Raw genomic sequence first — 25,362 nt, 5'->3', positions numbered from 1 at the left:
CGCCGCGCCATCACGCCGGGCAGGGAGGATAAAGCGGCCTGGTGCCGGTGGAATGAGCCGAGGCGTCGGTGAAGCGGCAGCCGTAGGCGGGGTCGGCCAGCGTGGCCGGGTTGGTCACGCCGTCGCCCGCGGGCCGCAGACCGGTGCGCTGCCAGCGGACGAGATCGTCCCAGGCCGCGCCGGCCTCGGCGGGGCTGAACTCGCAGTGCCCCGCCGCGCGGATCGCCCGTTGCACCAGCAGCCGGGACCGGCCGTGCGCGGCCACGTCGGCCCGGTAGTACCGCTCCATCGAGAACGGCACGAAGTTGTCGCCCAGACCGTGCAGCGACAGCACGGGCACGTCGATCCGGCCCGAGACGGAGGGCACCGCGGTCAGCCGCCGCGTGTGCCGCGCCGCCGGGTCCGCCGGATCCACCCGCTGGACGGTCGCGTTGACGTCCACGGGCGTGGCGGGCCGGTAGACGGTGCCGCGGTTGGTCGCCACCCTGCCCGGCTCCTCCGCCAGCGGTCCGCCCCCGTCGGGCCCGGCCAGCCCGAACAGGAAGTCCTGCCAGTACGCGAACGCCGCCGCGGCCCCGGGACGCTCCCCGCCGCCCAGCTCGACCACGATCGAGCGGAACTGCCTGCCGGGCTCACCGGCCGGATCGGCCCCTCCGGTGAGCCCCAGCCGCTCCTTGATCCGGGGCACGACCGAGGTCGCGTAGTCGTCCGGGATCGGATGGGCGGGCACGTCGGCCAGGTCCTGCGCGACGAGGTGGAAGTCGAGGAAGAAGTCGAACAGCTCGTGGTCGCCGAGCACCCCGCACATGGGCAGCGCGGCGGCGTACCGGCCGGGGTACTCCTCGATGGAGCGGGCGGTGACGTGCCCGCCCATGGACACGCCCATGATGTACGTCCGGCGCGGCCGGCCCACCGTCCGCGCGAAGCGCTCGGTGAGCGCACGGGTGCTGAGCACGCCCGCGCGCACGTCGTAGCCGTTGGCGTAGTAGGAGGAGGCGGCCCAGGCGTAACCCTGGTCGAGCAGCCGCTGCCGCAGCCCGTACGCCGGCTCGTCCACGGTGAGCACCCGCGTGTCGCCGCGGTAGCCGTGCGCCCACATCACCAGGTCGCCGTTCCAGCGCGGCGGCACCTCGGCGGTGAAGGCGGCGTGCTCGTGCACACCCTGGTGCACCCGGCTGCGCCGGCCGTGCACGAGGGCCGGGGCCAGCGGCGGGTTGTCGATGGTGTACCCCGGTAAGGGCCGGTCGCCGGGGGTGGCCGACGCGGCCGGCGGGGGCAGGAACACGCACATCGCGGCGGCCAGTACGACCGCGAGGGGGGAACGCATCGTCCGTCACCCTTCTGCTCGCCAGGGGGCCGCTACACGGCAGGCTCCGGTGCCCGTTCGTCGCGCCGCCGCCGGATCCGCTTCAACCTGCGCTGCACCCGCCACGCCGCCCACATCACCCGTTTGACGGCACGCCGTTTCGTCCTCAGGTCCGCCGGAGAGTGCTGCAGAACCTTGATCGCCAGGTTGAGGTCTGTGAGGGCCCGCTGGACCTCTAGATCGTCTGCCACCACCTCACGTTACGCCGCTCCCGTGGACACGTCACCGCCGATGTCCGGCCCCGGCCGCTCCCGGCCGCCCGGGGGAGGGCCGGGGTCGCGCCGGTCGGCCAGGTCCCTGACGTCGCCGGTGCCGCTGGTGGCCGCCAGCGCGGTGGCGAACAGGATGAGCTGGCTGAGCACCTTGAGGAAGAGCAGCATCGCCGCCGCTCCGGCGACGACCTGGTAGGCCGGGTTGGAGGCGGTGATGTTGAGCAGGGCCTGGCCGACGGTCTTGAGGATCTCCAGGCCGATCGTGATGACGAGCGCCGGCCCGATCACCCGGCGCAGCGGCAGGTGCAGTCGCGGGGCCGCGGTCAGCAGCGCCATGGCCAGCAGCATGTTGACGCCGACGCCGAGCACGAACCCCGCCACCGACAGCACCCCGCGGGCGGGCGTGGCCTCCACGCCGACGGTGTTGACGGCGAGCCAGGTCAGCACCCATTCCGCGGCGAAGGCGATGGTGAGCGACAGGGACAGCAGCACCCCGAGCCCCGCCACCACGCCCAGGTCGATGACCTGGCGCAGGAGGAACCTGCCCGGGTACTCCTCCAGCCGCCAGATGGCCCTGGTCGCCGAGCGCAGCGTGTCCATCCAGAACAGCCCCGTCAGCGGCAGCACCACGCAGGCCACCAGCCCGGCCGTCCCGCCGGCGTCGCGCAGCGCCTGCACGTCGAGGCGCGGGAAGGTGTCGCTCAGGTAGCGCTGCACCTGGGCCAGCGCCGGGGGATAGTCCAGGAAGTGGCTGAGGATGGCGAAGCCCAGCAGCGCCAGGGCGAACGTGGCGAAGAAGGAGTAATAGGTGAGGGCGGCCGACAGCCGTCCGGCGTCGGTCCTGTCGTAGCGGATCACCGCCCGCACCGTGTGGTCCAGCCAGCCGTGCCGGCTCCTCGCTCGTCTCCAGCCCGCCGCCATCCGGCCGGCACAGCGCCGGGCGGCGTTCATGGCCGGCGCCGGTACGCCGGCGGGACGAGGGCGTGGCCGCCCGCCGTGGTCGTGTCAGCGAAAATGGCTCACCGCGCCGGTCGTGAGAAAGCTGGTCGGGGGAGTGCATATTACCCCTCAGCCGTCGCTTTCACCGCCATAACCGCGCTGTGGCAGCGCTGTGGCAGAAGGGGCTGCCGGGGGTATAAGGGCGGCAGGCGCGGATAGGTAAGCACACACGGCGCGTTCACCGAGGCCCATCGATGGTCGTGACGGGCATAGGTCAGCATGTCTATACAAAGAGATGACATTGAGGTACAACCAGGGCTAGCTCGTTGGTCTTGGAGGTGTCCTGTGAGACGTACCCCGATCGTGCTGGCCCTGCTGGGCGCGCTGGCCGTGACCGGCTGCTCATCCTCGGGAGGTCAGAGCGGGCAGAGCGCCCCTCCCGCGACCTCCGCCGCCGCCCCCGCCGCGGGAGGCGGCGGCGACTTCGCCGTCATCACCCACGGAGCCCCCGGCGACTCCTTCTGGGACGTGGTCAAGAACGGCGCGGAGGCGGCCGGCAAACAGTACGGCGTGACCGTGACCTACCAGGGCGACGGCGACCCGGCCAAGCAGTCCCAGCTCATCGACCAGGCCGTCTCCGAGAAGGTGGACGGCATCGTGGTCTCCCTGGCCAACCCCGACGCGCTGAAGGAGGCCATCGGAAAGGCCGTCGCCGCCAAGATCCCGGTCGTCACCATCAACTCGGGCGCCGACTCCTCCAAGGCGCTGGGCGCGATCACCCATGTCGGCCAGTCGGAGGACGTGGCCGGGCGCGGCGCCGGCGAGCAGCTCAAGACGGCCGGCGTCACCAAACTGCTGTGCGTCATCCACGAGGCCGGCAACGTCGGGCTCGACCAGCGGTGCAAGGGCGCCGAGGAGACCCTGGGCGGCACGGTCGAGCGGCTGCAGGTGGACGTGAGCAACCTGGCCGACGTCACCTCGAAGGTCACCGCCAAACTCCAGTCCGACCAGGCGGTCAACGGCGTGCTGGCGCTCAACCCGGCCGTCGCGGTGGCCGCCAGGGACGCGATCAAGGACGCCGGCTCGCAGGCGAAGCTGGCCACGTTCGACCTGTCGGCCGACGTGGTCACCGCGATCAACGACGGGGAGATCCTCTTCGCCGTGGACCAGCAGCAGTACCTCCAGGGCTATCTGCCGATCACCTTCCTCAACCTCTACAAGGCCAACCTCAACACCGTCGGCGGCGGCCTGCCCGTCAACACCGGGCCCGGCTTCGTCACCAAGGACAACGCCGCGCAGGTGGCCAAGCTGGCCGAGGCGGGCACACGATGACGATGACGGCGGATGAGCGGGTCGCCGACGTCGGGATGGCCCGGCGCCTGCTCATCAGGCCGGAGCTCGGCGCGGTCGTCGGGCTCGTGGTGGTGTTCGTCTTCTTCGCCGCGCAGTCGCCGGTCTTCCGCTCGCCGGCCGGCATCGCCAACTGGCTCGATCCGGCCGCCACGCTCGGCATCATGGCGGTCGCGGTGGCGCTGCTGATGATCGGCGGCGAGTTCGACCTGTCGGCGGGCGTGCTCACCGGGACCAGCGGGCTGATCCTGGTGACGCTGGCCACCCGGTTCGGGTTCAACGTCTGGCCGGCCATGCTCGTCGGGCTCGTGGTCGCACTGGCCGTCGGGCTCGCCAACGGGCTGATCGTGACCAGGACGCGGCTGCCCAGCTTCATCGTGACGCTGGGCACGTTCCTCATGCTGCAGGGCGTCAATCTCGGCGTCACCAAGGCCATCACCGGGACCGTGCAGGTCAGCGGGCTGCGCCGGGCCGAGGGGTTCGAGGGCGCGAGCGCCGTGCTGGCCGGAACGATCGAGATCGGCGGTACCTCGTTCCGGATCGCGATCCTGTGGTGGATCCTGGTCACGGCCGTGGCCACGTGGGTGCTCATGCGGTCGCGGGCGGGCAACTGGATCTTCGCGGTGGGCGGCAACGAGCAGGCCGCGCGGGCGGTGGGCGTGCCCGCGGCCCGTACGAAGATCGCCCTGTTCATGACCACGGCGTTCGCCGCCTGGCTGGTCGGCTCGATCCTGGCGCTGCGGTACACGTCCGTGCAGGCCAACATCGGCATCGGGCAGGAGTTCATCTACATCATCGCCGCCGTGATCGGCGGCTGCCTGCTCACCGGCGGGTACGGCTCCGCCATCGGGGCCGCCATCGGCGCGGTCATCTTCGGCATGGCCGACAAGGGCATCGTCTTCCTGGGCTGGGACGCCGACTGGTTCAAGTTCTTCCTCGGCGCGATGCTGCTGCTGGCGACGCTGGCCAACCGCCTGGTCAGGCGGTACGCCGAGGAGGTGAAGCATTGATCCTGGAGACCAGGGGCATCGGCAAGACGTTCGGCTCGGTGCTGGCGCTACGGGACGTGTCGATGAGCGTCGCGGCCGGGCAGGTCACCTGCGTGCTCGGCGACAACGGCGCGGGCAAGTCCACGCTCATCAAGATCCTGTCGGGGGTGCACCAGCACGACGCCGGCAGCTACCTGGTGGACGGGCGGGAGGTGCGCCTGTCGAGCCCCCGGGACGCGCTCGACCGCGGCATCGCCACCGTCTACCAGGACCTGGCGATGATCCCGCTCATGTCCGTCTGGCGTAACTTCTTCCTCGGCTCCGAGCCGCGCAAGGGCCTGGCCTTCGACGTGGCCAGGGCCAGGCGGGTGGCCAGGGAGGAGCTGCGCGCCATGGGTATCGACATCCGCGACGTGGACCAGCCGGTCGGCACGCTGTCGGGCGGCGAGCGCCAGTCGGTGGCCATCGCCAGGGCCGTGCACTTCGGCGCCCGCGTCCTCATCCTCGACGAGCCCACGTCGGCGCTCGGCGTCAAACAGGCGGGCGTGGTCCTGCGCTACATCGCCCGCGCCCGCGACCGGGGGCTCGGCGTGGTCTTCATCACCCACAACCCCCACCACGCCTACCCGGTGGGTGACCGGTTCCTGCTGCTCAACCGGGGCACGAGCGTGGGCGAGTACGCCAAGGCCGACATCACCACGCAGGAGCTGACCGCGCTCATGGCGGGCGGGGCGGAGCTGGAGGAACTGGCCCACGAGCTCGAACACGAGTGAAATTGGCCGACATTTGATGTGTTCGGGCGATCCTCTGGACGACCGCCAAGGCAGGAACACCTCAGGCAGGTGTGCGCCGAGTCGATCGGGGGATCGCCATGACCACCGTGGCCGGGCGGGCGGCGAGACGGCTCGCCCCCCTGGGACCGTTATTACCTCGCGCCCAGCACCGGCCCGGGGCGGACCCGGGCCGGTCGGGGCGGCCTCGCGGGACCTTTGCGGGCCTTGGTGGGCCTTGGTGGGGCCTGACCGCCGTGCGGGGACGGGCGGCCGCGCGGGCGAGCAGGGCGGGCCGCACAGGGCGGGAGGCCGGGCCGGGCGCTCCGCACAGGTGCGCCGCCGCGGGCCCGCCGTAGGGTGCGGCCCAGATTCCGCCCCCCTCCGAGGAGCAGCCATGACCGCCATCGACTCCGGCACGATGCCCATCGGCCAGGCGTTCGACCGCATGCCGTTCACCCGCCGGCACGTGCTCATCGCGCTCGCGCTGTTCATCGCGTTCGTCATCGAGTCGTGGGAGCAGCTCGCCCTCGTCTACGTCTCCGGCGACCTCGGCGCCGAGCTGGGCATCGACGAGGCGGGCGTCGGCGTGGTGCTGTCGGCGGTCGCGTTCGGCATGATCCCGGGCGTGCTGGTGTGGGGGCCGGTGGCCGACCGGCTCGGGCGCAGGCCCACGGCGTTCTGGTCGCTGCTGGCGTACGGGATCGTCGCGCTGGCCTCCGCGTTCGCACCGAACGCGGCGGTGCTGGTGGGGCTGCGGGTGGCTTCGGGGCTGGCGCTGGCCGGCGTCTACACGATCACTTTCCCCTTCTTCCTCGAACTGCTGCCGACCCGGCACCGGGGGCGGGCCGCCGTCTACCTGTCGATCGGCTGGCCGATCGGCATGCTGGCCGCGATCGGGGCCTCGGTGACGCTGGGCGACCTGGGCTGGCACGTGGTGGTGGTCGCCAGCGCGGCGGCGGGGCTGTGGGCGTTCGCGATCAGGGCGTGGGTGCCGGAGTCGCCGTACTGGCTGGCCGAGCAGGGGCGGCAGGAGGAGGCGCGAGCCGTGCTGCGCACGCTGGGCAGCCCGGACGCCGAGGCCACGTTCACGGTCGCGCGCGGTCGCGCGGGCCGGCCGCTGGACCTGTTCAAGGGCGGGCTGGCCCGGATCACCGTCGTCATGCTGGCGCTGAACTTCGTCTTCAACTGGGGCTACTGGGGCCTGCAGACGTGGCTGCCGACGCTGCTGCAGGAGAAGGGGCTGACGCTGTCGGCCTCGCTCGGCTTCGCCGCGCTGAGCGCGCTGATGATGATCCCCGGATACGTCAGCGCCTCCCTCCTGACCGGCCGGTTCGGCCGCAAGAAGGTCTTCGTCGTGTACGTGGTCGCGGCGGCGCTGGGCGGGCTCTGGTTCGCCACCGCCGAGTCCATGACGGGGCTGTACCTGGGCAACTTCGTCCTGTCGTTCTTCAGCCTGGGCGCGTGGGGCGTCTGGAACACCTGGAACGGCGAGTTCTACCCCACCGCGCTGCGCGGCACCGGCTACTCGTGGGCCACGGCCGCGCAGCTCGTGGCCACCACAGTCGCGCCTTCGGCGGTGGGCGCGCTGCTCGCGAACGCGACGGGCTTCACCGCTACCATGCTGATCATCAACGCGTTCATGGTCGTCACGGCGCTGCTGGCGGTGCCGCTGCCGGAGACGGAAGGGCGCGAGCTGGAGTGATCCTCGGCGTCGCCCTCGGGGAGTCGCCGCCGCCGATGGTGGCGGTCAGTGACGGCACGCCCTTCTGGCCGGTGCCCCGCGGCCAGGCCCGTACGGCCGAACGGGCCTTCGTCGCGGTGGACCTGACCGAGGCGCCCCTGGCGGCGGTCGCGGCCGTCCGGGTCGGCGGGCCGTGCCCCGAGGCGCTGCGCCCGGCCACCGGCTCAGGGGCCGCGATCATCGTGCGCGGCGGCCACAGCGTGACGGGCCGGCCGCTGGCGCCGCTGGACACCGAGGCGGTGCGCGGGTTCGCGGGCACGTGCGGGCTGATGGACTTCGCGGTGACGGCGACGGGGTCGCCGATGCTGACCGATCACGAGCTCGCGGTGGCGGCGATCATCGCGGCCGAGGTGCCGGGAGCGCGGATCACGTTGTCCTACGAGTTCGGCCATCCGGGGCTGCGCGAGCGGGAGGCGGAGGCGATCCGCAACGCGGCGCTCGGGCCGGCGGCGGGGCAAATCGCCGATGAGGTGGCCGGGGAGCTGCCCGGGGTGCCGGCGTACTTCGCCAGGTCGGACAGCGGGGTGGTGTCGGCGCACTACTTCCGGCGCTATCCGCTGGCCTGCGACCTGGGCGCGACGGCGAGCCTGGCCCGCGGCCGCACGGCATTTGAACAGTCGCGCTCAGGGGGCGAGGAGGCGCCGGACGGGGTGGTGGTCGCGTACGGTGCGGCGCTCGGGCGGCCGCGGGCCTACGTCGAGCGGATCGTGCAGGCACGTGGCCGGGCCGAGCTGGACCGGGCGCTCCAGGACGCCAGGGACGAGGCCCTGACCCGGGCGGTCAGCGCCGGGGCGGAGCCGGGCGCGGCGACGATCACGGAGACCACGGTGAACCCGCTGTCGTACCTGCCGGACGGGCTCTACCGGGTGCGCGTGACGGCGGACGGCCGGCCATGGGCCGGCTGATCGACCCCGGCGGGCTCGACCGGCTCTCGGCGGGGTCGCGGGTGTTCGCCACGGGGGCGGCGGAGTCGTCGTACAACCTGGCGCTCGACTGGGCCCGCTCGGTGCTCGGGCGGGGCGTCGAGCTGGTGCGGGCGGGCGAGCTCGCGCCGGTGACGCTCTGTGTGGCGGTCAGCCTGGTCGGTTCGACGACGGCGCTGGGCGAGCAGCTGCCCGCCGGCGACGAGCCCGAGCGGGCCGTGCGGGCCCTGGAGCGCCGGCTGGGCGAGCGGGCGGGGGCCGTCGTGGGGCTCAATCTGGCGGCGGAGAACGCCCTGCTCCCGCTCATCGCAGCCGCGGCGCTGGGGGTGCCGCTGGTGGACGGGGACGGCACCGGGCGGGTGTTCCCGCTGGTGGAGCAGACCACGTACACGCTGGGCGGGATCAGCCCGGCGCCGCTGGCATTGGCGGGCGGGTCGGGGGAGCTGGTGCTGCTGGAGACGGCGGCCGGCCGGGTGGAGGAGCTGCTGCGTCCCGTGGTGCTGTCGGTCGGCGGCTGGGCGGTGGCGGCGTGCTATCCGATGACGGCGGGCGACCTGGCGCGCGTGCTGGTGCCGGAGACGGTGAGCCTTCTCATGCGCGCCGGCGAGCCGGGCGTGCCCCGCTCGGCTGCGGCGCCGTACGGCGTGCGCACGCTGTGCCGGGCCCGGATCCTGAGCGTCGAGGGCAGCACCGGCCACGGCGCCGAGCTCGCGCTGCCGTCGTTGCCGTCCAGCATCGTGCTGCGCGAGTCGGAGGACCTGGAGCGGCTGGTACGGCTGGAAGCCCACAACGAGATCGTCCTGGCCCTGGCCGACGGGGCGGTGGTGGCGACGGTCCCGGACCAGATCTGCATGATCTCGACCGGCGACGGCATGGTCGTGGACGTGGACAAGGCCGAACCGGGCCTGGAGGTGGACATCATGGTGGTCAGCGCGGCCCCTGTATGGCACACGGAACGGGGCCTGGCCCTGGGCGGCCCCCGCGCCTTCGGACTCCCCCTGTGATGAGCGCGGCGCGGGCGTCCGGGTGGGAGGCGCCGGTCACGGTGGCCGAGCTGGTCGACGCGGGACCGCTGGCCGGCGCGCGCATGTACGGCGCGGGCGAGAACCCCGTGCGCGGCGTGCGGATCGTGGACGAGCTGGCGGTGTTCGCCACGGTCGCCCCGCACACGGCGGTGGTGCTGATCGGCACGGCGGCCCGCGGCGGCTGGGCGGTGGAGATGGCCATGCGCCGGGCCTGGGAGCAGGCGGCGGCGTGCGTGATCGCGCCGGCGTGCGGGCTGAGCGAGGGCTCGGGCGAGGTGCTGGCCGAGCGGCTCGGCGTGACGCTGATCTTCGTGGACGAGGACCCGCTGATCGTCGCCGTCCGGGTCGCCTCCGCCGCCTCCCGCCCCGACGCGGCCCGTACCCAGCTCGTCGCCCGCTGCGCCACCCGCCTGGCCGAGGCGGGCGCGTCGGCGCGGCGGGTCCTCGGAGTGCTGAACGCCGAACTGCCGGGCACGTCGGTGGCCTTCCTCGACCGCTACGGCCGGCCCCTGGCCGGCCGCCGCGACGCCGCCACCGGACGCTGGTCGGCCGGGGTGACGGTCCCCAGCCGGGAGGGCGGGATCCTGGGCACCCTGGTGGCCGGCGGCTCGTCGCGGTCGCCGGGCTGGCCGGCGGTCGTACGTACGGTATTGAGCCTGGCGGTGGCGCCGCTGACCGCCTGGGCGGCACAGGAGAGCCTGGCCGCCACCCGCGACTTCGCCCTCCAGACGGCCCTCGCCGAACGCCTGATCGCCGTCGGACCAGGCGAGCCCGGCGAGCCCGGCGAGCCCGCCGAGGCCGGCGGTGCCGGTGAGGCGGCCGGGGCCGGCGGGACTGATGAGGCGAGAGTGGCGGCGGCCGCGCTCGGCTGGCCGATCGGCGGCCCGATCACCGCCTACCAGCTCCGTCCGCTCACACCGGCGGCCGACGCGCCGCTGGTGCAGGTGCTCGTGGGGGCCGCGCTCGGTCAGGTGCCGGTGCTGGTCAGGGGTGAGGGCTGGGCGGGATGGTCCGCGGACGGCCCGGAGGAGCTGGCGGAACGTCTCCACCACTGCCTGCGTACGCTCCCATGGCCGTGCGCCGGCGGCGTCGGCGCGCAGGTCGAGGGCCTCCGAACCGTAGGGGAGTCGCTGCTGGGCGCGGAGGCGGCGGCGTACGTGGCAGGGGAGGGCACGGTGGTGCGGGCCGACCGGATGGGCCCGGCCGAACTGCTCGGCGCCCTGCCCACCGGCGTGCTGCGGGCGCCGGCCGCCGTCGTGCTGCGCCCGCTGCTGGAGATCGACAGGGACGGCACCCTGCTGGAGACCCTGGCCGCCGTCCTGGACGAGGGCGGCGCCCTGAAGGCGGCCGAGCGGCTGGGCGTGCACCGCAACACGATCACCACCCGCCTCGACCGCATCAGAGCCGCCGGCTTCGACCTCGACGACGCCGCCACCCGGCTGGCACTCCAGCTCGCCTGCCATGTGATGCTGACCTGATCATGGCATGCTCGTAGAGGCCACCCCCGGAAGAGGAGACACCCGGTGCCCGCTCCCCGTACGGACGCCAAACTGCTGGCGGTCAGCGACCTGCATGTCGCCTATCCCGAGAACAGAGCCATCGTCGAAGGGCTGAAACCCCTGGCCCCCGGCGACTGGCTGCTGGTGGCGGGCGACATCGGCGAGCGGCTGACCGACATCACGTGGACGCTGCGCCTGCTCGCCGAGCGGTTCGAACGCGTCGTGTGGGTGCCGGGCAACCACGAGCTGTGGGCCAGACCCGGCGAACCCGACGGGCTGCGCGGCGTGGCTCGTTACGAGCATCTGGTGGGCATCTGCCGCGAGCTGGGCGTCATCACCCCCGAGGACGACTATCCGCTGTGGGAGGGAGCGGGCGGTCCCGTGCGGATCGTGCCGCTCTTCCTCCTGTACGACTACACGTTCCTGCCGGAGGGCCACGACACCAAGGAGAGCGCGCTGGCCTACGCCCACAGCACCGGCGTGGTCTGCACCGACGAATACGTCCTGCACCCCGACCCGTACCCGACTCGCGACGCCTGGTGCCGCGCCCGCGTGGAGCTGACCGAGCGGAGGCTGGCCGACCTGGACGACGACGTGCCGCTGGTGTTCGTCAACCATTACCCCCTCGTCCGCGAGCCGACCGACGTCCTGCGCTACCCCGAGTTCGCGCAGTGGTGCGGCACCACGGCCACCAGAGACTGGCACCGCCGCTACCCGACCGCCGCCATGATCTACGGCCACCTGCACATCCCGCGGGTCACCTGGTACGACGGGGTCCGCTTCGAGGAGGTCTCGCTCGGCTACCCGCGCGAGTGGCAGCCGCGCCCCGGCGTCCGCCGGCTGCTGCGCGAGGTCCTGCCCGAGAGCTCTTGATCAAGAGGGGGTGAACACGGGCCCGCGCCGCAGCAGCGCCGCGCACCAGCGGAAGTGGCCGTCGTCGTCGCCCATGCCGAACAGGTCGTAGCTGATCAGGGCATATACGGCCTGGTAGACGGCAAGGGCCTGCCGAGAGTGGCCGAGCCGGTCGGTGAAGAGCCGGGTGAGCCGCGCGGTGTGCTCCTCGGCGTACGGGCCGTACATGTCCCAGATCGCCGCCGTGACCGCCGCCTCGAACGCCGGGTCGCCCGCGGTCGTACAGAAGCCGAAGTCGAGCACCGCGACCGGCCGGCCGGCGGCGTCGACGTGGATGTTGGGCGGGACGAGGTCGCCGTGGATCGCGGTGACCGGGCCGGTGGGCAGCGACCGCAGCGCGTTCAGCGTGCGCTCGACCCCGGCGCCGAAGTCCGGCACCCGCGCGGCGAGCGCCGCGCCGTTGCGGGCCACCGCCCTTGCGATCAGGGCCGCGAGCGCGTCCTGGAAGCGGTCGTGCCCCCGCCACAGCGGCCGGTCGTCGCCCTGAACGGTCAGCAGGCGCATCGCCTCGGTGCCCGGCACCGACGCGAGCCCGCGCAGCACGGTGAGCAGCGCGTCCGCGTGGTGTTCGGGCAGCTCGCGACCGAACTGCCCGTGGGGATGGGTGCCGCGCATCCGGACGCCGGGCAGCTCGCGCTCGTACGTCACCAGAACGCCCTCGTGCTCCAGCACCTCGAAGATCTCCGGGGTGGCGAACGGGAGCCGGTGCCGCGCGAGGTCCGCGTACACCTGGCGGGTGAGCTCGATCGGCGGCCGGCCGGTCCACACCTTGGCGACCCGGCCGTGGCCGAGCCGGTAGACGACGCCCTCGGCGCCGGCGCCGACCCGGAGCGCACCCGGGTGGCCCCGGGCCGCGAAGTGTTCGGGCCACGGATCATGGGCCGTTGTCGCCCGCCGTGAGATCTCCATCCGCGCATCCAACCAGCAGCGGGCCGGCACGACCAGGTATTTTCCCCCGCCGCCCGCTGGGGTGCCGGTCCGGCGATCGGCGACGGCTGGCCTGAGGGCGATGGCGATCGCATACGGCCTCCTTCTCGTGGCTTCTCGTGGCGCGGCAGGGCTGGATGCCCCCTCACCTGCACAGAACGCGCGGGGCCCGATCTGATTCAGGCCTTAAAGTAAGAGATGGCTAACCTAGCGTGTCCGTTCGATCACGTTGCGTATAGCGTGCGGGATGTCCACGCAGTCAGCGAAAGGAATCCCCCATGAAATCCCTGAGCCTGCTCCTCGCCCCGGTCCTCGCCGCCGCCGTCGTGGCGGCCCCGGCCGCGCCCGCCCAGGCGGCCGCCCCGGCCTGCCACGCGCATGTGTGCCTGTGGACAGGGGCCAACTACACGGGTGCCGTCTACACCTGGTGGGAGGCCAACGGGAACCGGTTCATCGGTGGCACGCACGCCGACAACGTCGGGTCGTTCGTGGCCACGAGCGGAGCCTGCTTCGTCGACACCGCCGACACCGAGTGGAACTGGCGGGCCAAACGACTGGCGTCGGCCGGCGACTACAGCTCCAACTATCGCGGCCGGTTCGGCGGCGTGATGGACCGCATCGCACCCGCCCGCTACTGCTGACCCACCAGCGGCCGGGCCTCCCTCACCCGGCCGCGCCCCCACCCCACCCCGGACACGCTCATCACCGGCGGCGCCACCCGTCACGCGCCCGGCACCGGCCGGGGCCTGGGTCAGCAGGTGGCCAGGGCGTGCCGCCACACCTCGTCGAGCGCCATCTGGATCGCGCCGGTGAGCACCGTGCCCTCGGCCAGCTCCGACAGCTCCACCCGCGGTGCCGTGAGCGTCAGCCCTTCGAGGTGCCGGACGATCGCCTCCAGCAGGACCGTGCCGGCCCGGGCGATGCCGCCGCCGATCACGATCGCGTGCGGCGACAGCACCAGGACGGCGGGCGCGACCGCCTCGGCGAAGACGGCGGCGACCTGATCGACGACCTCGGCGGCGAGCGCGTCACCCGAGGCGGCGGCCGTGAAGACGGCGGCCGCGTCCGTGAGGGCGGCCAGGCCGGACCCCGGCTGCGCGGCGGCGTGCCGGCGCGCCAGCCCCACGATCGCCTCAGCTCCGATCGCCCGCTCCAACGGCCCCCGCCCATCGCCGTCCCCGCCGGTAGCGGCACCGGCATCGGACCGGCCCTCTAGCAGACCATCGGAGCCGAACCGACCGACCGTCTCGGAATCGCGAGCCGAGCCGATCGAGTTCGCCGCGTCGGGCGGGCGGGGCGGATCGATTGAGCCGGGTGTCCCGGGTAGGCGGGGCGGGCCGAGTGTGCCGGGCAAAGCGCCGGAAGGGCGGATGAAGCCGATTTCGCCGGCCTGGCCCGCGCCTCGGTGCAGGCGGCCGTCGATGACGACGCCGGCCCCGAGGCGTTCGCCCCATTGCACCGCGAGCAGCGTGCCCGCGCCGGTGTGGCGGCGGGCGGCCGCCAGGGCGGCGAGGTCGGCGTCGTTCTCCACCGTGACCGCGCACCGGAACCGGTCCCGCAGGCGGCCGGCGAGGTCGATCTCCGACCAGCCCGGCACGCTAGGCGCGAACAGGACGCGCCCGGTGCCCGCCTCGACGATGCCCGGGGTGGCCGCGGTGACGGCCTTGACCTGGTCGGTGGTCAGACCGGCGATCGCCAGCGCCTCCTGCGCCGCCTCGTCCACCGCCTGGAGCAGGTGCCGGGCGTCGCCGTGCCCGACCGGCCTGCGGATCTCGGCGAGGCCCCCGGCGGCCAGGTCGGCGACGGCCGCGACCACGGTGTGGGGGCCGACGTCCAGGCCCAGGACGGGCGTCGCACGGCCGTTCAGCGTGAACCGGGTCGCCGGCCGCCCCACCGCGGCCGGCTGGGGTGCGTGCTGGCGTAACCAGCCGCCGGCCAGCAGGTCCTCCACGGCCTGGGCGACCGTGGGGCGGGTGAGCTCGGTCAGCCGGGCGAGTTCGGCCACCCGTACGGGCTCGGGCGCCTGCCTCCGGACCGCGTCGAGCACCGCCGCCCGGTTCATCCTCCGCAGCACCGGAGTCCCCGGCGGCCTCTCCTCCTGCATACGCATCCCTCGACCATCCGTTTCGGCACAGACCTTGACCTCGGGCGGACCGCAGCCGGAGTATATTTTCGCAGCGATCTTACGAAAAGTCCTTACATATTGGGCTTTTCCGTACCGGAGGTGGCCGTCATCATGCCCCACTCCCGCCCCCCACAGAGTCCCTCATTCCGCTTACGACCCCGTCTGGCGGCAGCACTCGCCGTTCTGCTGACGACGCTCGCCGCCCCGTTCGCCTTCCAACCGGCCGCCGTCGCCGGCACACCCGCGTCCTCCATCTCGCCTCCCACCTCGCCCCCAGCCTCCTCCGAACGCCCCGGCGGCTCAGAGGGCCCGGCGGCCCAGGCCCTCGAACGGCTCATCGGCGCCCCGCGCGCCGCCCAGGTCACCCTGCGCACGATCGACAAGGGCACGGGCAGGGACCGGTTCGAGGTGTACGCCGAGCGCGGCCGTCTCGTCGTCGCCGGCACCACCCCGGCCGTCCAGCTCACCGGCTTCGGCTACTACCTGCGCCACGTGGCCCACGCCGACATCGCGATCAACGGCTCCCAGACCGACCTGCCCCACCGCCTCCCGCTGCCCGGGTCCCGCCTGGCCAGGGACTCCTCGGTGGATCACCGCTTCGCGCTCAACGACACGAATCAGGGCTACGCGGGACCGTACCTGAGCTGGCAGGAGTGGCAGCGGCGGATCGACGTGCTCGCGCTGCACGGCATCAACGAGGTGCTCGTGTACGAGGGCCAGGAGGCGGTCTACCAGCGCACGTTCACCGAGTTCGGCTACACCGACGAGGAGATGCGGGCCTGGATCCCGCAGCCGGGCCACCAGGCCTGGTGGCTGCTGCAGAACATGTGCTGCACCGACGGCCCCGTCTCCCAGCACCTCATCGACCAGCGGATCGACCTCGGCCGCAAGATGGCCGACCGGCTGCGTTCGCTGGGCATGGTGCCCGTGCTGCCCGGCTACTTCGGCACGGTGCCGACCGACTTCAAGGCGCACAACCCGGCCGCCAACACCGTCCCGCAGGGCACCTGGAACAAGCTCGAACGCCCCCACTGGCTCGACCCGACCGACCCGATCTTCGAACGCGTCGCGGCCACGTTCTACCGGGTGCAGCGCGAGCTGTTCGGCGACAGCACCATGTACAAGATGGACCTGCTGCACGAGGGCGGCACGGCCGGCAAGGTCGACGTCGCGCGGGCCTCGCAGGCGGTGCAGCGCGCCCTGAACACCGCACACCCCGACGCCCTCTGGGCGATCCTGGGCTGGCAGAACAACCCGCTGCCCGCGACGCTCCAGGCCATCGACCGGGGCAAGATGTTCATCGTCGACGGCATCAGCGAGGAGTCCGGCATCACCGACCGCGACAAGGACTTCTTCGGCACCGGGTACGCGTTCGGCACCATCTGGAACTTCGGCGGGCACGTCAACCTCGGCGCCCGGCTCACGGTGTGGAACGAGAAGTTCCACGCCTGGCGGGAGAGGCAGGGCACGGCCATGAACGGCATCGCGCTGATGCCGGAGGCGATCGACAACAACCCGGCCGCGCTCGCGTTCTTCACCGACCTGCCGTGGCAGGACGGCCGGGCGGACATGGCGCGCTGGTTCGACGACTACGCCACCGCCCGGTACGGCCGCGACGACCCGCACGCCAAGGCGGCCTGGCGGATCCTGCTCGACACCGTCTACAGCTGGCCCGCCACCGCCGACACCCGCCACGTCACCGGCCTGTACGACGACCAGCCCGGCCTGGCGAACACCGGCTACCCCCTGCAGTACGACATCGCCGCCTTCGACCGGGCCCTCGACGAGCTGCTCCAGGTCGACCGGCGCCTGCGCGGCTCGGGCGCCTACCGCTACGACCTCGTGGACGTCGCCCGGCAGGTGCTGGCCAACCACAGCAGGCTGCGGCTGCCCGAGATCCGCGCCGCCTACCGGGCCAAAGATCTCGACCGTTTCGAACGCCTCACCGGCCAGTGGCTGGACGGCATGCGGCTGATGGACCGGCTCCTGGGCACAGACGAGAACTTCCTGCTCGGTACGTGGCAGCAGGAGGCCCGCCGCCAGGCCGCGACCCCGGCCGAGGCGGCGACCCTGGACTACAACCTCAAGTCGCTGGTGACGCTCTGGGCGGCCGGCTCCGATCTGCAGGATTACGCCCGCAGGGAGATGAACGGCCTGGTCGGGCAGTACTACGCGAAACGCTGGCAGCTCTTCTTCGACAGCCTGAAGGCGGCGCTGCGCTCGGAGGCGGAATACCCGGAGCCGATCGACTGGCGGGCCGTGGCCGAGGACTGGTCCAGAGCCGGCACCAGGCTCGCCGCCGAGCCGCGCGGCGACGCCTACGCCCTGGCGAGCGAGGTGGCCGCGATCCCCGAGGGCGCGGTGAGCGTCGCTGCCGACCGCAGAGGGGTCAAGGCGGGTGAGAGCGTGCGGGTGACGGCGGTGTTCGGCAACGCCGGCACGCTGCGGCCCACCGGGCGGGTCACGCTCGGGCTCGACGCTCCCCGGGGATACCGGGTGCGGGCCACCTCTCCGGTGCGGGCCGATCGCGTCGCTCCCGGCGGCACATTCACCGCGACCTGGACGGTCACCGTGCCCGCCGCCGAGACCGCGGGCACGACCCCGCGGCTGAACGTCACCGCCGAGTGGCGATCGGCCGCGAGCGACCGTCGATCCGACGCGGACGACCGTCAATCCGGCGGAGGCGAACAGCAAGCTGACGGAGGCGAACGGCGATCCGGCGAGAGCCGGCGGGACACGGCCTCGACCAGCCTGCTCATCGCCGGCACCGTACCCTCCTCATATCGGACGATGAGCAACACGCAGGCCGAGTTCGCCCCCACCACCGGCGACGCGGTGGCCATCGCGGCGGGCGGCGCGGACCTGTGGCGGGAGACCGACGAACTGGCCGCCGCCTACCGCCCGGACGTCCTGGCCGACGGGCAGCAGCTCCAGAGCACGGTGCTCGTCCAGGACGGCGCCGCCGAGTACACCCGCTCCGGGCTGGTGGTGAGCGACGACCTGGCCACCCCGGGAGCCACCGGGTACGCCAACATCGCCGTCACCCCAGGTCACGGCTGCCTGTTCAGCTGGGATTCCGACGGTGACGGGCGGCTCGACTCCAGCGCGGAGGCGGGCGGGTTCACGCCGCCCGTACGGGTGCGCATCGGCAGGTCGGGCGACCGGCTCACCGGCTCCTGCGGCACCGACGGCCAGAACTGGACGGTGGTCGGATCGGGCGTCGTCCCGGGTGCGGGGGTGGCCGCGCTCGACGCCGGGGTGTTCGTCAGCGCCGCCAACCGGCACACCGGCGGTCAGGCCATCGCGGTCCTGACCGAACCCGTCTCGGCTCCGTCCACTGCGCGGGACAGTTCCGCCGACACCCTGCGCAGCCCCCGCAAACCGACCACGGCACTGAGCTCGGAGCCGAACCGCGGCCCCGCTCACGCCAACGACGGCAACCGCGCCAACTCCCCGTACTTCGCTTCCCAGATGAACTGGGACACCACCTGGTGGCAGGTCGATCTTGGGGAGATCGACGACATTTCACGCATCAACGTACGCAACTACGTCAGCGGCGGACGTTTCTACGAGTACCGACTGGAGGGCAGCCTCGACGGCACCACCTGGTACACCCTCGGCGGCCGGCGGGGCCCCCGCGCCGCGACCGACGCCGGCGACACCATGATCACCGAGGCCAGGGCCCGGTACGTCCGGATCGTCGGCACCCACAACACCGCCAACCTCTCCTTCCACCTCACCGAAGTCAGCGTCTACGGCACCCCGGCTCCCTGACACACTCCCGTCGGGCCGGCGTCTCCTGCTCCGGGTCATCCGGGCGGGGGCGCCGGCCCCGGTCGCGTGATCGGCTCCGCTGATACGGGCGTGCGCGGGATCGGACCTTCTGGTACGCCGGTCGTGTGCAATGCCCCGCTGGTACGGCGTGCGTGTGATCGGGCCCACTGGTTCGCCGTGCGCGGGATCGGCTCTCACAGCACCTCGGCCATATGATCGTCCTTGGCGGTACTTTGTACCCGTGACCACCGAACCCTCCGAGGCGGCGTCCTCACCCACTCCCGGTGTGGGCGGCGTGGTCAGGCGGATCGCCTGGGGCGCTCTCACGCTCTTCCTCGCCGCGTTCGCCGTCTTCGAGAGCCAGAAGTACGGCCTGCCGACCACAGCCGCCGCGCTGCTGTTCTTCGCGTTCCCCGACCTGACCCGGCTCGCCGGCGTCCGCCCGCCGGGCGTGCTGCACCAGGCCGTGAACCGGGTGTGGATCCCGCTCGCGGTGCTGATCGCCTACAGCTTCGGCCCGATCGTGTGGCCACCCCTCTTCACGGCCGGCCTGGGCTGGCTCACCCGCATCTCCCTCGACCGCACCCTCGGCCGAGGCCCGGCGTCACCCGACCGCACGCTCGGCCGCGGACCCACCACCACCTGACCGCACGCTCGGCCGCGGACCGGCGTATCGTCACCTGACGGGCCCCTCCGGCGCGGGCCCACCGCCACCCGACCGCATGCCCGGCCGAGGGCCGGTCACATCACTGGACCGGGCCCGCCGGCGCGGGTCCACCGCCACCTGACCGCATGCTCGGATGCGGGCCCCGCCACCTGATCGCGCGCCTGGGTGCGGACCCTGGCACCTGACCGGGCGCCCGCGCCGCCCCTGATCATCGGGAGGGCGCCTCACCTCCCGCCGCCGCTTCGCGCGTCAAGCATCGCGCCCCGCACAGTCGCCCTGGCAATATCCGTTGGTGACGATCAGACGCGCACGGGCGGTCGTATAGGCGGAGGTCTGCGCACCGACGATCACGCCTTGGCAGCGCGGACAGGTGAGCGGTTGCTCGGCTTCCTCGGAAACCCTTCCCGCCGTCTCGGGTGAACGACCCACCACCGCCGGAGCCCTTCCCACGGTTTCGGGCGAACGGTCTCTCACTCCATCCGACTCCGCAGGGTTCATTCCTGCGGTCTCATACGGACGGCGGCTCGCCCCGTCCGGCTCACTCACCACCTCGGGCGGACGGCTTCCACCCCCGTCCGGTGCGGCCGCACGCGGCGGATCGGCACTGGCGGGGTCGGTCACGACATGGCTCACTGGGGACTCGGTCATACCCCTAACTGTCCCGGATGCCACCGACAATTCCTGCGACTTGCCCGCCCCTCGTAAACCGGCAGGTCACGGCAGCACTCAGGCGCTCTCCCCGACACTGCGCGCATGCCAATCCGCCAACGCCACCAAGAGACCGTCCGCCACACCGCCGAACATCGCCGCGAGCTCCTCCGCGTTGTCCACCACCACGACATGATCAAGCAGCTCCGCGCGCAGCTTGGCCGCCCTGGTGTCGCCTCCGCCGTCGGGGTCGAAGGCGGTGGCGGCCAGGAACAGACCGCCGACGCCCGCCGCGGTCGCGGTCTGCCGCGCCTGCGTGCCCAGGACCGCCGCCGGATCGGCCGGTACGGCGGGCAGAGCCGGCCGCCCGTCACGGAGCAACAGCGTGAGCGGCCGGACGGGCACCGACTCCGCCACCACGCCTTCGGGCACATGAACGCCACCGTCATCCCGGCGCGTCATCTCGGCCGGACGCCCCCACGGCAGACCTCGTTCAGCATCCTCACCGGCGCCGGCGCGCGTGAACAGAGCGCCGTCGGCGTCGACGACGAGGTCTCCAGGCTGCCATCGCTCGCCGTCGAGCGGCGCATGCGCATTCGTCATGGACGGCACGGTACGCCCTGGGTACGACAAATCAGGTGGTCCCGGCGGTCTCCGGCTGTTCGGTGTTCAGGGAGCCGATCAGGGCGTCGGCCTCGGGGTCGCGGACAGGGGCGGCGAGGCCGAGGAGGACGAACACCGCCAGCGAGGTCAGCACCGGCGCCGCCACCTCGACGGTCTGGCTCTGCCCCGGGAAGACGTACTTCACCAGGGCGAACACCACCAGCCCCGCCGCCCACGACCCGATCGCGGCCGCCGGGCCGCAGCGGCGGAACGCCGGCAGCATGCCGAGCAGCATCGGGATGGCGATCGGCCCGACCAGCGCGCCGAACCAGAGGATCAGCAGACCCAGCACGCCGCCGAAGCTGTCCGCGGTGAGCGCGATGCCCATCGACAGCGCGATGAACAGGAACGTCGACACGCGGCCGGCCAGCAGCTCGGACTGGGACGAGAGCCGGCTCGCCCGCTTCCACACCGACGGGATGATGTCCCTGATCACGACCGAGGAGATCGCGTTGGCGTCGGACGACGTCATCGCCATCGTGTGCGCGAACATTCCGGCGAGCACCAGGCCGATGAGCCCGCCCGGCAGCAGCTGCTGGGTCAGCAGCGCGTACGACTGGTCGGGCTCGGACAGGCCGGGCAGCAGGACCGGCGCCGCCCACATGGGGAAGAACAGCACGAGCGGCCAGAAGAGGTACAGCGCCGCGGAGAACAGCGCGGCGCGCCTGGCGGAAGCGCCGGTGGGCGCGGCGATGAAGCGCTGGGCCAGGTTCCAGGTCCCGCCGTTGTACGACAGCGTGTTGATCAGCAGGTAGACCAGGACGAAGCCCACGGTGTACTTGTCGTTGAACGGCTGGCCGTGCCCCTCGGGCAGCCGGTCCCACAGCGTCCAGATCGCCGACACCCCGCCGAGCTGGGCGAGCACCGCGACGAACATGGTGATCCCGGCGACGAGCTGGATGACGAACTGGCCGAGGTCGGTGAGCGCGTCGGCCCACAGCCCGCCGATCGTCGAGTAGATCAGCGTGACCCCGCCGGTGAGCAGGACGCCCCAGGCGATCGGCACGCCCGCGAACACCTGCAGCAGCAGCGCGGTCGCGGCCCACTTGGCGCCCACGTCGAAGACCTTGAGCGCGGTGCCGCTCCACGCCAGCACCTGCTGCGCCGGCACGTTGTAGCGGGTGGCCAGGTATTCCAGCGGCGAGATGATCCCGAGCCGCTGCCGCAGCCGGGGCCAGCGCGGCGCGAACAGGAACGATCCGACGACCATGGCGAACGTGATGCCGATCGCCCACCAGACGTACAGGGTGAAACCGGCGGTGTACGCGATGGCCGCGTACCCGACGAAGACCGCTGAGCTGTACCCCGACATGTGATGGGAGATGCCGGACAGCCACCAGGGCATTCTGCCGCCGGCGGTGAAGAAGTCCCGGGCGTCGCGGATGCGGGATTTCGCCCAGATGCCGATGGCGATCATCACGACGAAGTAGCCGCAGATCACTAGCCAGTCGAGAAAGCCCATGAGATCTCCCAGATCGGGGGTGGGGGAGCGGTACGGGAAGCGCGCAATGTCGGTAAGGGAGCGGTCCGAGATGTGCGGGCGCCGAGCGTTACGGGTGCGGATGGGGAAGCGGTGCGGTGGTGGATGGGGAGCGGTGCGGATGGGGAACGGTGCGATGGCGGATGGCGAGAGGGAAAGGGGCAGGTCAGGAGGTGTGGACGGGGACGCCGTTCACGAAGGTGCGCAGGACGGAGGACAGGTCGGGGGCGGTGACGATCAGGTCGGCGGGCGCGCCGGTCTCGACCCGGCCCCGGTCGAGGCCGAGCAGCCGGGACGGGTTCGCCGAGGCCAGGCGTACGGCGGTGGAGAGATCCAGCTCGGTTCGGGTGGCCGCCCAGGACAGGCACTCGAACAGTGAGCTGCCCGACCCGGCGAGCAGTTCGCCGCCGGGCAGCGTCACCCGGCCGTCGTCCCGCACGGTGACCCGCCCGCCGACCGGGGTCGTGTAGTCGCCGGGCGGGCGCCCGGCCATCGCGACGGAGTCACTGACCAGCAGCGAACGGCCGGCGCCCTTGGCGCGCAGCATCACAGTGAGGGTGTCGGCGGGCAGGTGGTGTCCGTCCGCGATGAACGTGGCGGCGAGCCGGTCCTCGGCCAGCTGCGCCCAGAGGTGGTTGGGATGCCTGCGGATCATGGTGTGGGCGCCATTGCCCAGGTGGGTGGAGAGGCGCGCGCCCGCCCGTACGGCCGCCTCGATGTCGGCGGGGGTGGCCGCGGTGTGCCCGATGGAGGCGATGACGCCCTGCCGGGCGAGGCCGGCGATGTACGCGGCGGCGCCGGGCCGTTCGGGGGCCAGCGTAACGATCCGCACCAGCCCGCCGGCCGCCTCCTGCCAGCGCCCGAACTCGGCCGGGTCGGGATCGCGCAGGTGCGCCGCTTCGTGCGCGCCGCGCGGGCCGTCCTCGGCCGCCAGGTACGGGCCTTCCACGTGCACGGCGGGGACGGCGTGCCGGACCAGCGGATCGGCCGCGCGGGCCGCCGCGATCACGCGCAGGTTGCGCACGATGGCGGCTTCGGGGGCGGTGATGATCGTGGGGCACAGGGTCGTGGTGCCGCGCCGCCACAGCTCGCGTACGAGGTCGGACACGTCGCCGGTGGACAGGTCGGGGGCGTTGAAGTCGAGCCCGCCGTACCCGTTGACCTGGAGGTCCACCAGACCGGGGAGGATGAGCGCATCGGGCGCGCCGCCGACGTCGGTGACGGCGGCGATCCGCGCCCCGTCCAGCTCGACCCGCACGGCCCGCCCGTCCGCAAGCCTGCCCGCCACCTGGGTGGAACGCCCGACGCTCATCCCGCCACCCCGAGCAGTCCCCTGGCCGCGGCCATGACCAGGCGGCCGGCCTCGGGCGTGAACGCGGCCCGCAGCCCGTAGGCCCGGTGGGCCTCCTCGATCTCGTACCCGCCGGCCGCGTAGTGCGGCTCCGGGTAGGGCAGGTAGCCGGGCACGCCGCCGGTGTACCCGGCGACCAGCAGCCCGGGGTCGCCGGCGGCGGCGCGCAGTTCCAGGGCGAACTCGACGAAGGGCTCGCCAGGCAGGAAGACCAGCGGCTCACCGGCCCACCGGTGCACCGCCACCTGGACCTCGACAGACGAGAGGCCCGGGTCGCGGAGCTGGGCGCGGGCCCAGCCGGCCCAGATCCCGCCGGGTTCGCCGGCCAGCGTACGCAGCTCGTCAGCGGCAAGGGGCTCACCGACGGGCAGAGTGACGGGGGCGGCGGCCACCGACACCGGGCCCGTGACCGCCCGCGTCCCGGCGTCGAGGACGGCCTGCCCGACCAGGGTCCCGTTCTCGCGCGCCGCCTCGAACGTACGCCCAGGCAGCGGCCCGGCGCCAGGCCGCAGGCTGTCGACCGCGGCGTGCCCGGTGTTGAGCTGACCGCAGCAACCCTGGAGGAACAGGGCCACGCCGCCGATCGCGGACTCGACGTGCCGCCGCGCGTACCCGGGCCAGTCCGCGGTGACGCTCAGGTTGTCGGGGCCGAGCGTCACCGGGTGGCAGGCGTGGGAGAACACCGTGGCGATGGGTTCGCCGTTCGCGCGCTCCAGCCGGACGACCGGGACCGCCGGGTCGGTGAGGGCCCCGCCACGCCGGTTGTGCGCGACGCCGTGCAGCGTGCCGTGGCCCCGGCGCAGCACCGCGGGCGTCAGCGCGTCGAGCGCCGCGGCCCCGGCGTCGGCCATCCGCACGCGGGCGTGCGCGACGTACGCGGGGTCGGCCACGCCGCCGATGCCGCCCCTGGTCACGGCGGGCCCGGCGTGCGTGTGCGTGACCGCCACGGCCACCGCTTCGGAGGGGATCCCGGTGCGCTCGTGCACCTCGGCGGCGACGCTCCGCACGGTGGCGGGGTCGAGCGCGATGAGGTCGGCGCAGATCACGACGGACGTGGCGGCGCCGTCGGTGACCGCCACGGCGGCGGCCAGCAGCGGATCGTGCACGGTGGCGGACGGGGACAGCCGGGCGGCGTACCCGGCGAGCGAGCCGCCGACAGGCGGCGTGAGATCCGCGACCGCGGCCCCGGCCAGCAGCGTCACAGCCATCGCACCCGCCCCCTGAAGCGGTCCTGGAAGAGAGCGTTGCGCTCGTCGCCGCCCGGCGCGTTCCCGCTGCGCCAGATCTCGGGGACGACGCCGCGCCCGGCCAGTTCGGCGACGGCCGCCGCCATGAGCACGTTGAGCGCGTACGCGTTGGCGAATGTCGAGATCGCGCCCACCCGCTCCGGCACCCCTTCGATCTCCAGCACGGCGTCACCGACCGGCACCTTCGTGTCGATGTGCAGGTCCACCAGGTCGTGCAGATTACGCCCGGTCGGATGCCTGGCCGGATGATCGGGCGCGGTGCGGTCGGCGTGCTCCCTGGAGGAGACGCCGATGAGGGTGACGCCGCGTTCGCGGGCGGTCAGGGCCGCGTCGATGAGCGCGGCGTTGATGCCGTACGCGTTCACCAGGACCAGCAGGTCGCCAGCGCCGAGCCGGTTGTCCTCGATGACCACGCGGCCGTAGCCGGGGGTGCGTTCGATCGCCATCGAGCGCAGCGCGCCGCCGGACAGCAGCGTGCCCTCGTCGAGGATCGCGCTGACGTTCACCAGGCCGCCGGCGCGGAAGAACACCTCCTGCGCGGCCAGGTTCGAGTGCCCTCCGGGGCCGTAGACGTAGATCAGGCGCTCCCCGTCGCCGGCGCGCCGGGCGAGGTGGTCGGCGATGAGCGTCGCCGCCGCCGCGACGGCGCCGGCCTCCTCGGTCTCGATCCGGCCGATCAGGCGGGCGACCTGTTCGGCGTACGTCCGCATGAGCGGCACGTGCCGTCCGTTTTGCACCTGCAGGCTCCTCA

General features: G+C 73.0%; 20 protein-coding genes. 11 read left to right on the top strand and 9 right to left on the bottom strand.

The window, feature by feature from the left end:
- Nucleotides 1-10: 10 nt before the first annotated feature.
- Both ABFX54_RS20590 and ABFX54_RS20585 read right to left on the bottom strand, forming a co-directional pair.
- A complete protein-coding gene (locus tag ABFX54_RS20590; protein WP_346107057.1) occupies nucleotides 11-1,327 on the bottom strand; it encodes a hypothetical protein in 1,317 nt (438 codons plus the stop codon).
- A 239-nt stretch (nucleotides 1,328-1,566) separates the two neighbouring features.
- Nucleotides 1,567-2,529, bottom strand: a complete 963-nt coding sequence (locus ABFX54_RS20585) for a YihY/virulence factor BrkB family protein (protein WP_346107055.1) — start codon at nucleotides 2,527-2,529, stop codon at nucleotides 1,567-1,569.
- A gap of 333 nt (nucleotides 2,530-2,862) precedes the next feature.
- Between ABFX54_RS20585 and ABFX54_RS20580 the strand changes: the two genes are divergently transcribed.
- From ABFX54_RS20580 to ABFX54_RS20545, 8 genes are all read left to right on the top strand, one after another.
- The gene (locus ABFX54_RS20580; RefSeq protein ID WP_346107053.1) at nucleotides 2,863-3,849 is read left to right on the top strand and encodes a sugar ABC transporter substrate-binding protein; all 987 of its coding nucleotides are present in this window, start codon (nucleotides 2,863-2,865) and stop codon (nucleotides 3,847-3,849) included.
- 2 nt (nucleotides 3,850-3,851) lie between these two features.
- Entirely contained in the window at nucleotides 3,852-4,877 is a 1,026-nt protein-coding gene (locus ABFX54_RS20575) for an ABC transporter permease (protein ID WP_428834541.1), read from the top strand.
- Nucleotides 4,874-5,629, top strand: a complete 756-nt coding sequence (locus ABFX54_RS20570) for an ATP-binding cassette domain-containing protein (RefSeq protein ID WP_346107050.1) — start codon at nucleotides 4,874-4,876, stop codon at nucleotides 5,627-5,629. The genes ABFX54_RS20575 and ABFX54_RS20570 overlap by 4 nt, the downstream gene beginning before the upstream one ends.
- 394 nt (nucleotides 5,630-6,023) lie before the next feature.
- On the top strand, nucleotides 6,024-7,331 hold the full coding sequence (locus tag ABFX54_RS20565) for an MFS transporter (RefSeq protein WP_346107048.1): 1,308 nt from the start codon (nucleotides 6,024-6,026) through the stop codon (nucleotides 7,329-7,331).
- Nucleotides 7,328-8,275 carry a hypothetical protein gene (locus ABFX54_RS20560; RefSeq protein ID WP_346107046.1) on the top strand — a complete coding sequence of 316 codons (948 nt, stop codon included), beginning with the start codon at nucleotides 7,328-7,330 and terminating at the stop codon, nucleotides 8,273-8,275. The genes ABFX54_RS20565 and ABFX54_RS20560 overlap by 4 nt, the downstream gene beginning before the upstream one ends.
- Nucleotides 8,263-9,297, top strand: coding sequence for a DUF917 domain-containing protein (locus ABFX54_RS20555; RefSeq protein ID WP_346107044.1), 1,035 nt, complete (start codon nucleotides 8,263-8,265; stop codon nucleotides 9,295-9,297). Before ABFX54_RS20560 ends, ABFX54_RS20555 begins: the two co-directional genes overlap by 13 nt.
- The gene (locus ABFX54_RS20550) at nucleotides 9,297-10,796 is read left to right on the top strand and encodes a PucR family transcriptional regulator (protein WP_346107042.1); all 1,500 of its coding nucleotides are present in this window, start codon (nucleotides 9,297-9,299) and stop codon (nucleotides 10,794-10,796) included. The genes ABFX54_RS20555 and ABFX54_RS20550 overlap by 1 nt, the downstream gene beginning before the upstream one ends.
- A 45-nt stretch (nucleotides 10,797-10,841) precedes the next feature.
- Nucleotides 10,842-11,690, top strand: a complete 849-nt coding sequence (locus ABFX54_RS20545) for a metallophosphoesterase family protein (protein WP_346107041.1) — start codon at nucleotides 10,842-10,844, stop codon at nucleotides 11,688-11,690.
- Here the strand turns inward: ABFX54_RS20545 and ABFX54_RS20540 are convergent, their stop codons facing one another.
- Nucleotides 11,691-12,638, bottom strand: a complete 948-nt coding sequence (locus ABFX54_RS20540; protein WP_346107040.1) for a phosphotransferase family protein — start codon at nucleotides 12,636-12,638, stop codon at nucleotides 11,691-11,693.
- 296 nt (nucleotides 12,639-12,934) lie between these two features.
- Here ABFX54_RS20540 and ABFX54_RS20535 point away from each other — a divergent pair, with 296 nt between their 5' ends.
- Nucleotides 12,935-13,297 (top strand): peptidase inhibitor family I36 protein, encoded by a 363-nt coding sequence (locus ABFX54_RS20535; protein WP_346107038.1) that lies wholly within the window; start codon nucleotides 12,935-12,937, stop codon nucleotides 13,295-13,297.
- Between the two features lie 110 nt (nucleotides 13,298-13,407).
- On the opposite strand, the gene ABFX54_RS20530 is transcribed toward ABFX54_RS20535, so the two are convergent.
- Nucleotides 13,408-14,766, bottom strand: coding sequence for an ROK family transcriptional regulator (locus ABFX54_RS20530; protein WP_346107037.1), 1,359 nt, complete (start codon nucleotides 14,764-14,766; stop codon nucleotides 13,408-13,410).
- Nucleotides 14,767-14,892: 126 nt separating this feature from the next.
- On the opposite strand from ABFX54_RS20530, the gene ABFX54_RS20525 reads away from it, so the two are divergent.
- Both ABFX54_RS20525 and ABFX54_RS20520 read left to right on the top strand, forming a co-directional pair.
- Complete coding sequence (locus tag ABFX54_RS20525) at nucleotides 14,893-18,555, top strand: alpha-N-acetylglucosaminidase TIM-barrel domain-containing protein (protein WP_346107035.1); 3,663 nt, start codon at nucleotides 14,893-14,895, stop codon at nucleotides 18,553-18,555.
- A 241-nt stretch (nucleotides 18,556-18,796) separates the two neighbouring features.
- Nucleotides 18,797-19,201 carry a hypothetical protein gene (locus ABFX54_RS20520; protein WP_346107033.1) on the top strand — a complete coding sequence of 135 codons (405 nt, stop codon included), beginning with the start codon at nucleotides 18,797-18,799 and terminating at the stop codon, nucleotides 19,199-19,201.
- 747 nt (nucleotides 19,202-19,948) lie between these two features.
- Here the strand turns inward: ABFX54_RS20520 and ABFX54_RS20515 are convergent.
- The 5 genes from ABFX54_RS20515 to ABFX54_RS20495 form a co-directional block, all read right to left on the bottom strand.
- Nucleotides 19,949-20,473, bottom strand: a complete 525-nt coding sequence (locus ABFX54_RS20515) for a hypothetical protein (RefSeq protein ID WP_346107031.1) — start codon at nucleotides 20,471-20,473, stop codon at nucleotides 19,949-19,951.
- Nucleotides 20,474-20,504: 31 nt separating this feature from the next.
- Entirely contained in the window at nucleotides 20,505-21,995 is a 1,491-nt protein-coding gene (locus ABFX54_RS20510) for a sodium:solute symporter family protein (RefSeq protein ID WP_346107029.1), read from the bottom strand.
- 184 nt (nucleotides 21,996-22,179) lie between these two features.
- Entirely contained in the window at nucleotides 22,180-23,325 is a 1,146-nt protein-coding gene (locus ABFX54_RS20505) for an N-acetylglucosamine-6-phosphate deacetylase (RefSeq protein WP_346107028.1), read from the bottom strand.
- Nucleotides 23,322-24,572 (bottom strand): neutral/alkaline non-lysosomal ceramidase N-terminal domain-containing protein, encoded by a 1,251-nt coding sequence (locus tag ABFX54_RS20500; protein ID WP_346107026.1) that lies wholly within the window; start codon nucleotides 24,570-24,572, stop codon nucleotides 23,322-23,324. The genes ABFX54_RS20505 and ABFX54_RS20500 overlap by 4 nt, the downstream gene beginning before the upstream one ends.
- Nucleotides 24,563-25,348, bottom strand: a complete 786-nt coding sequence (locus ABFX54_RS20495) for a sugar isomerase domain-containing protein (RefSeq protein WP_346107024.1) — start codon at nucleotides 25,346-25,348, stop codon at nucleotides 24,563-24,565. The genes ABFX54_RS20500 and ABFX54_RS20495 overlap by 10 nt, the downstream gene beginning before the upstream one ends.
- Nucleotides 25,349-25,362 lie beyond the last annotated feature (14 nt).

It is taken from the genome of Nonomuraea maheshkhaliensis (assembly GCF_039529435.1).
Classification (GTDB): domain Bacteria; phylum Actinomycetota; class Actinomycetes; order Streptosporangiales; family Streptosporangiaceae; genus Nonomuraea; species Nonomuraea maheshkhaliensis.
This window is presented reverse-complemented; position numbering and strand designations above follow the sequence as displayed.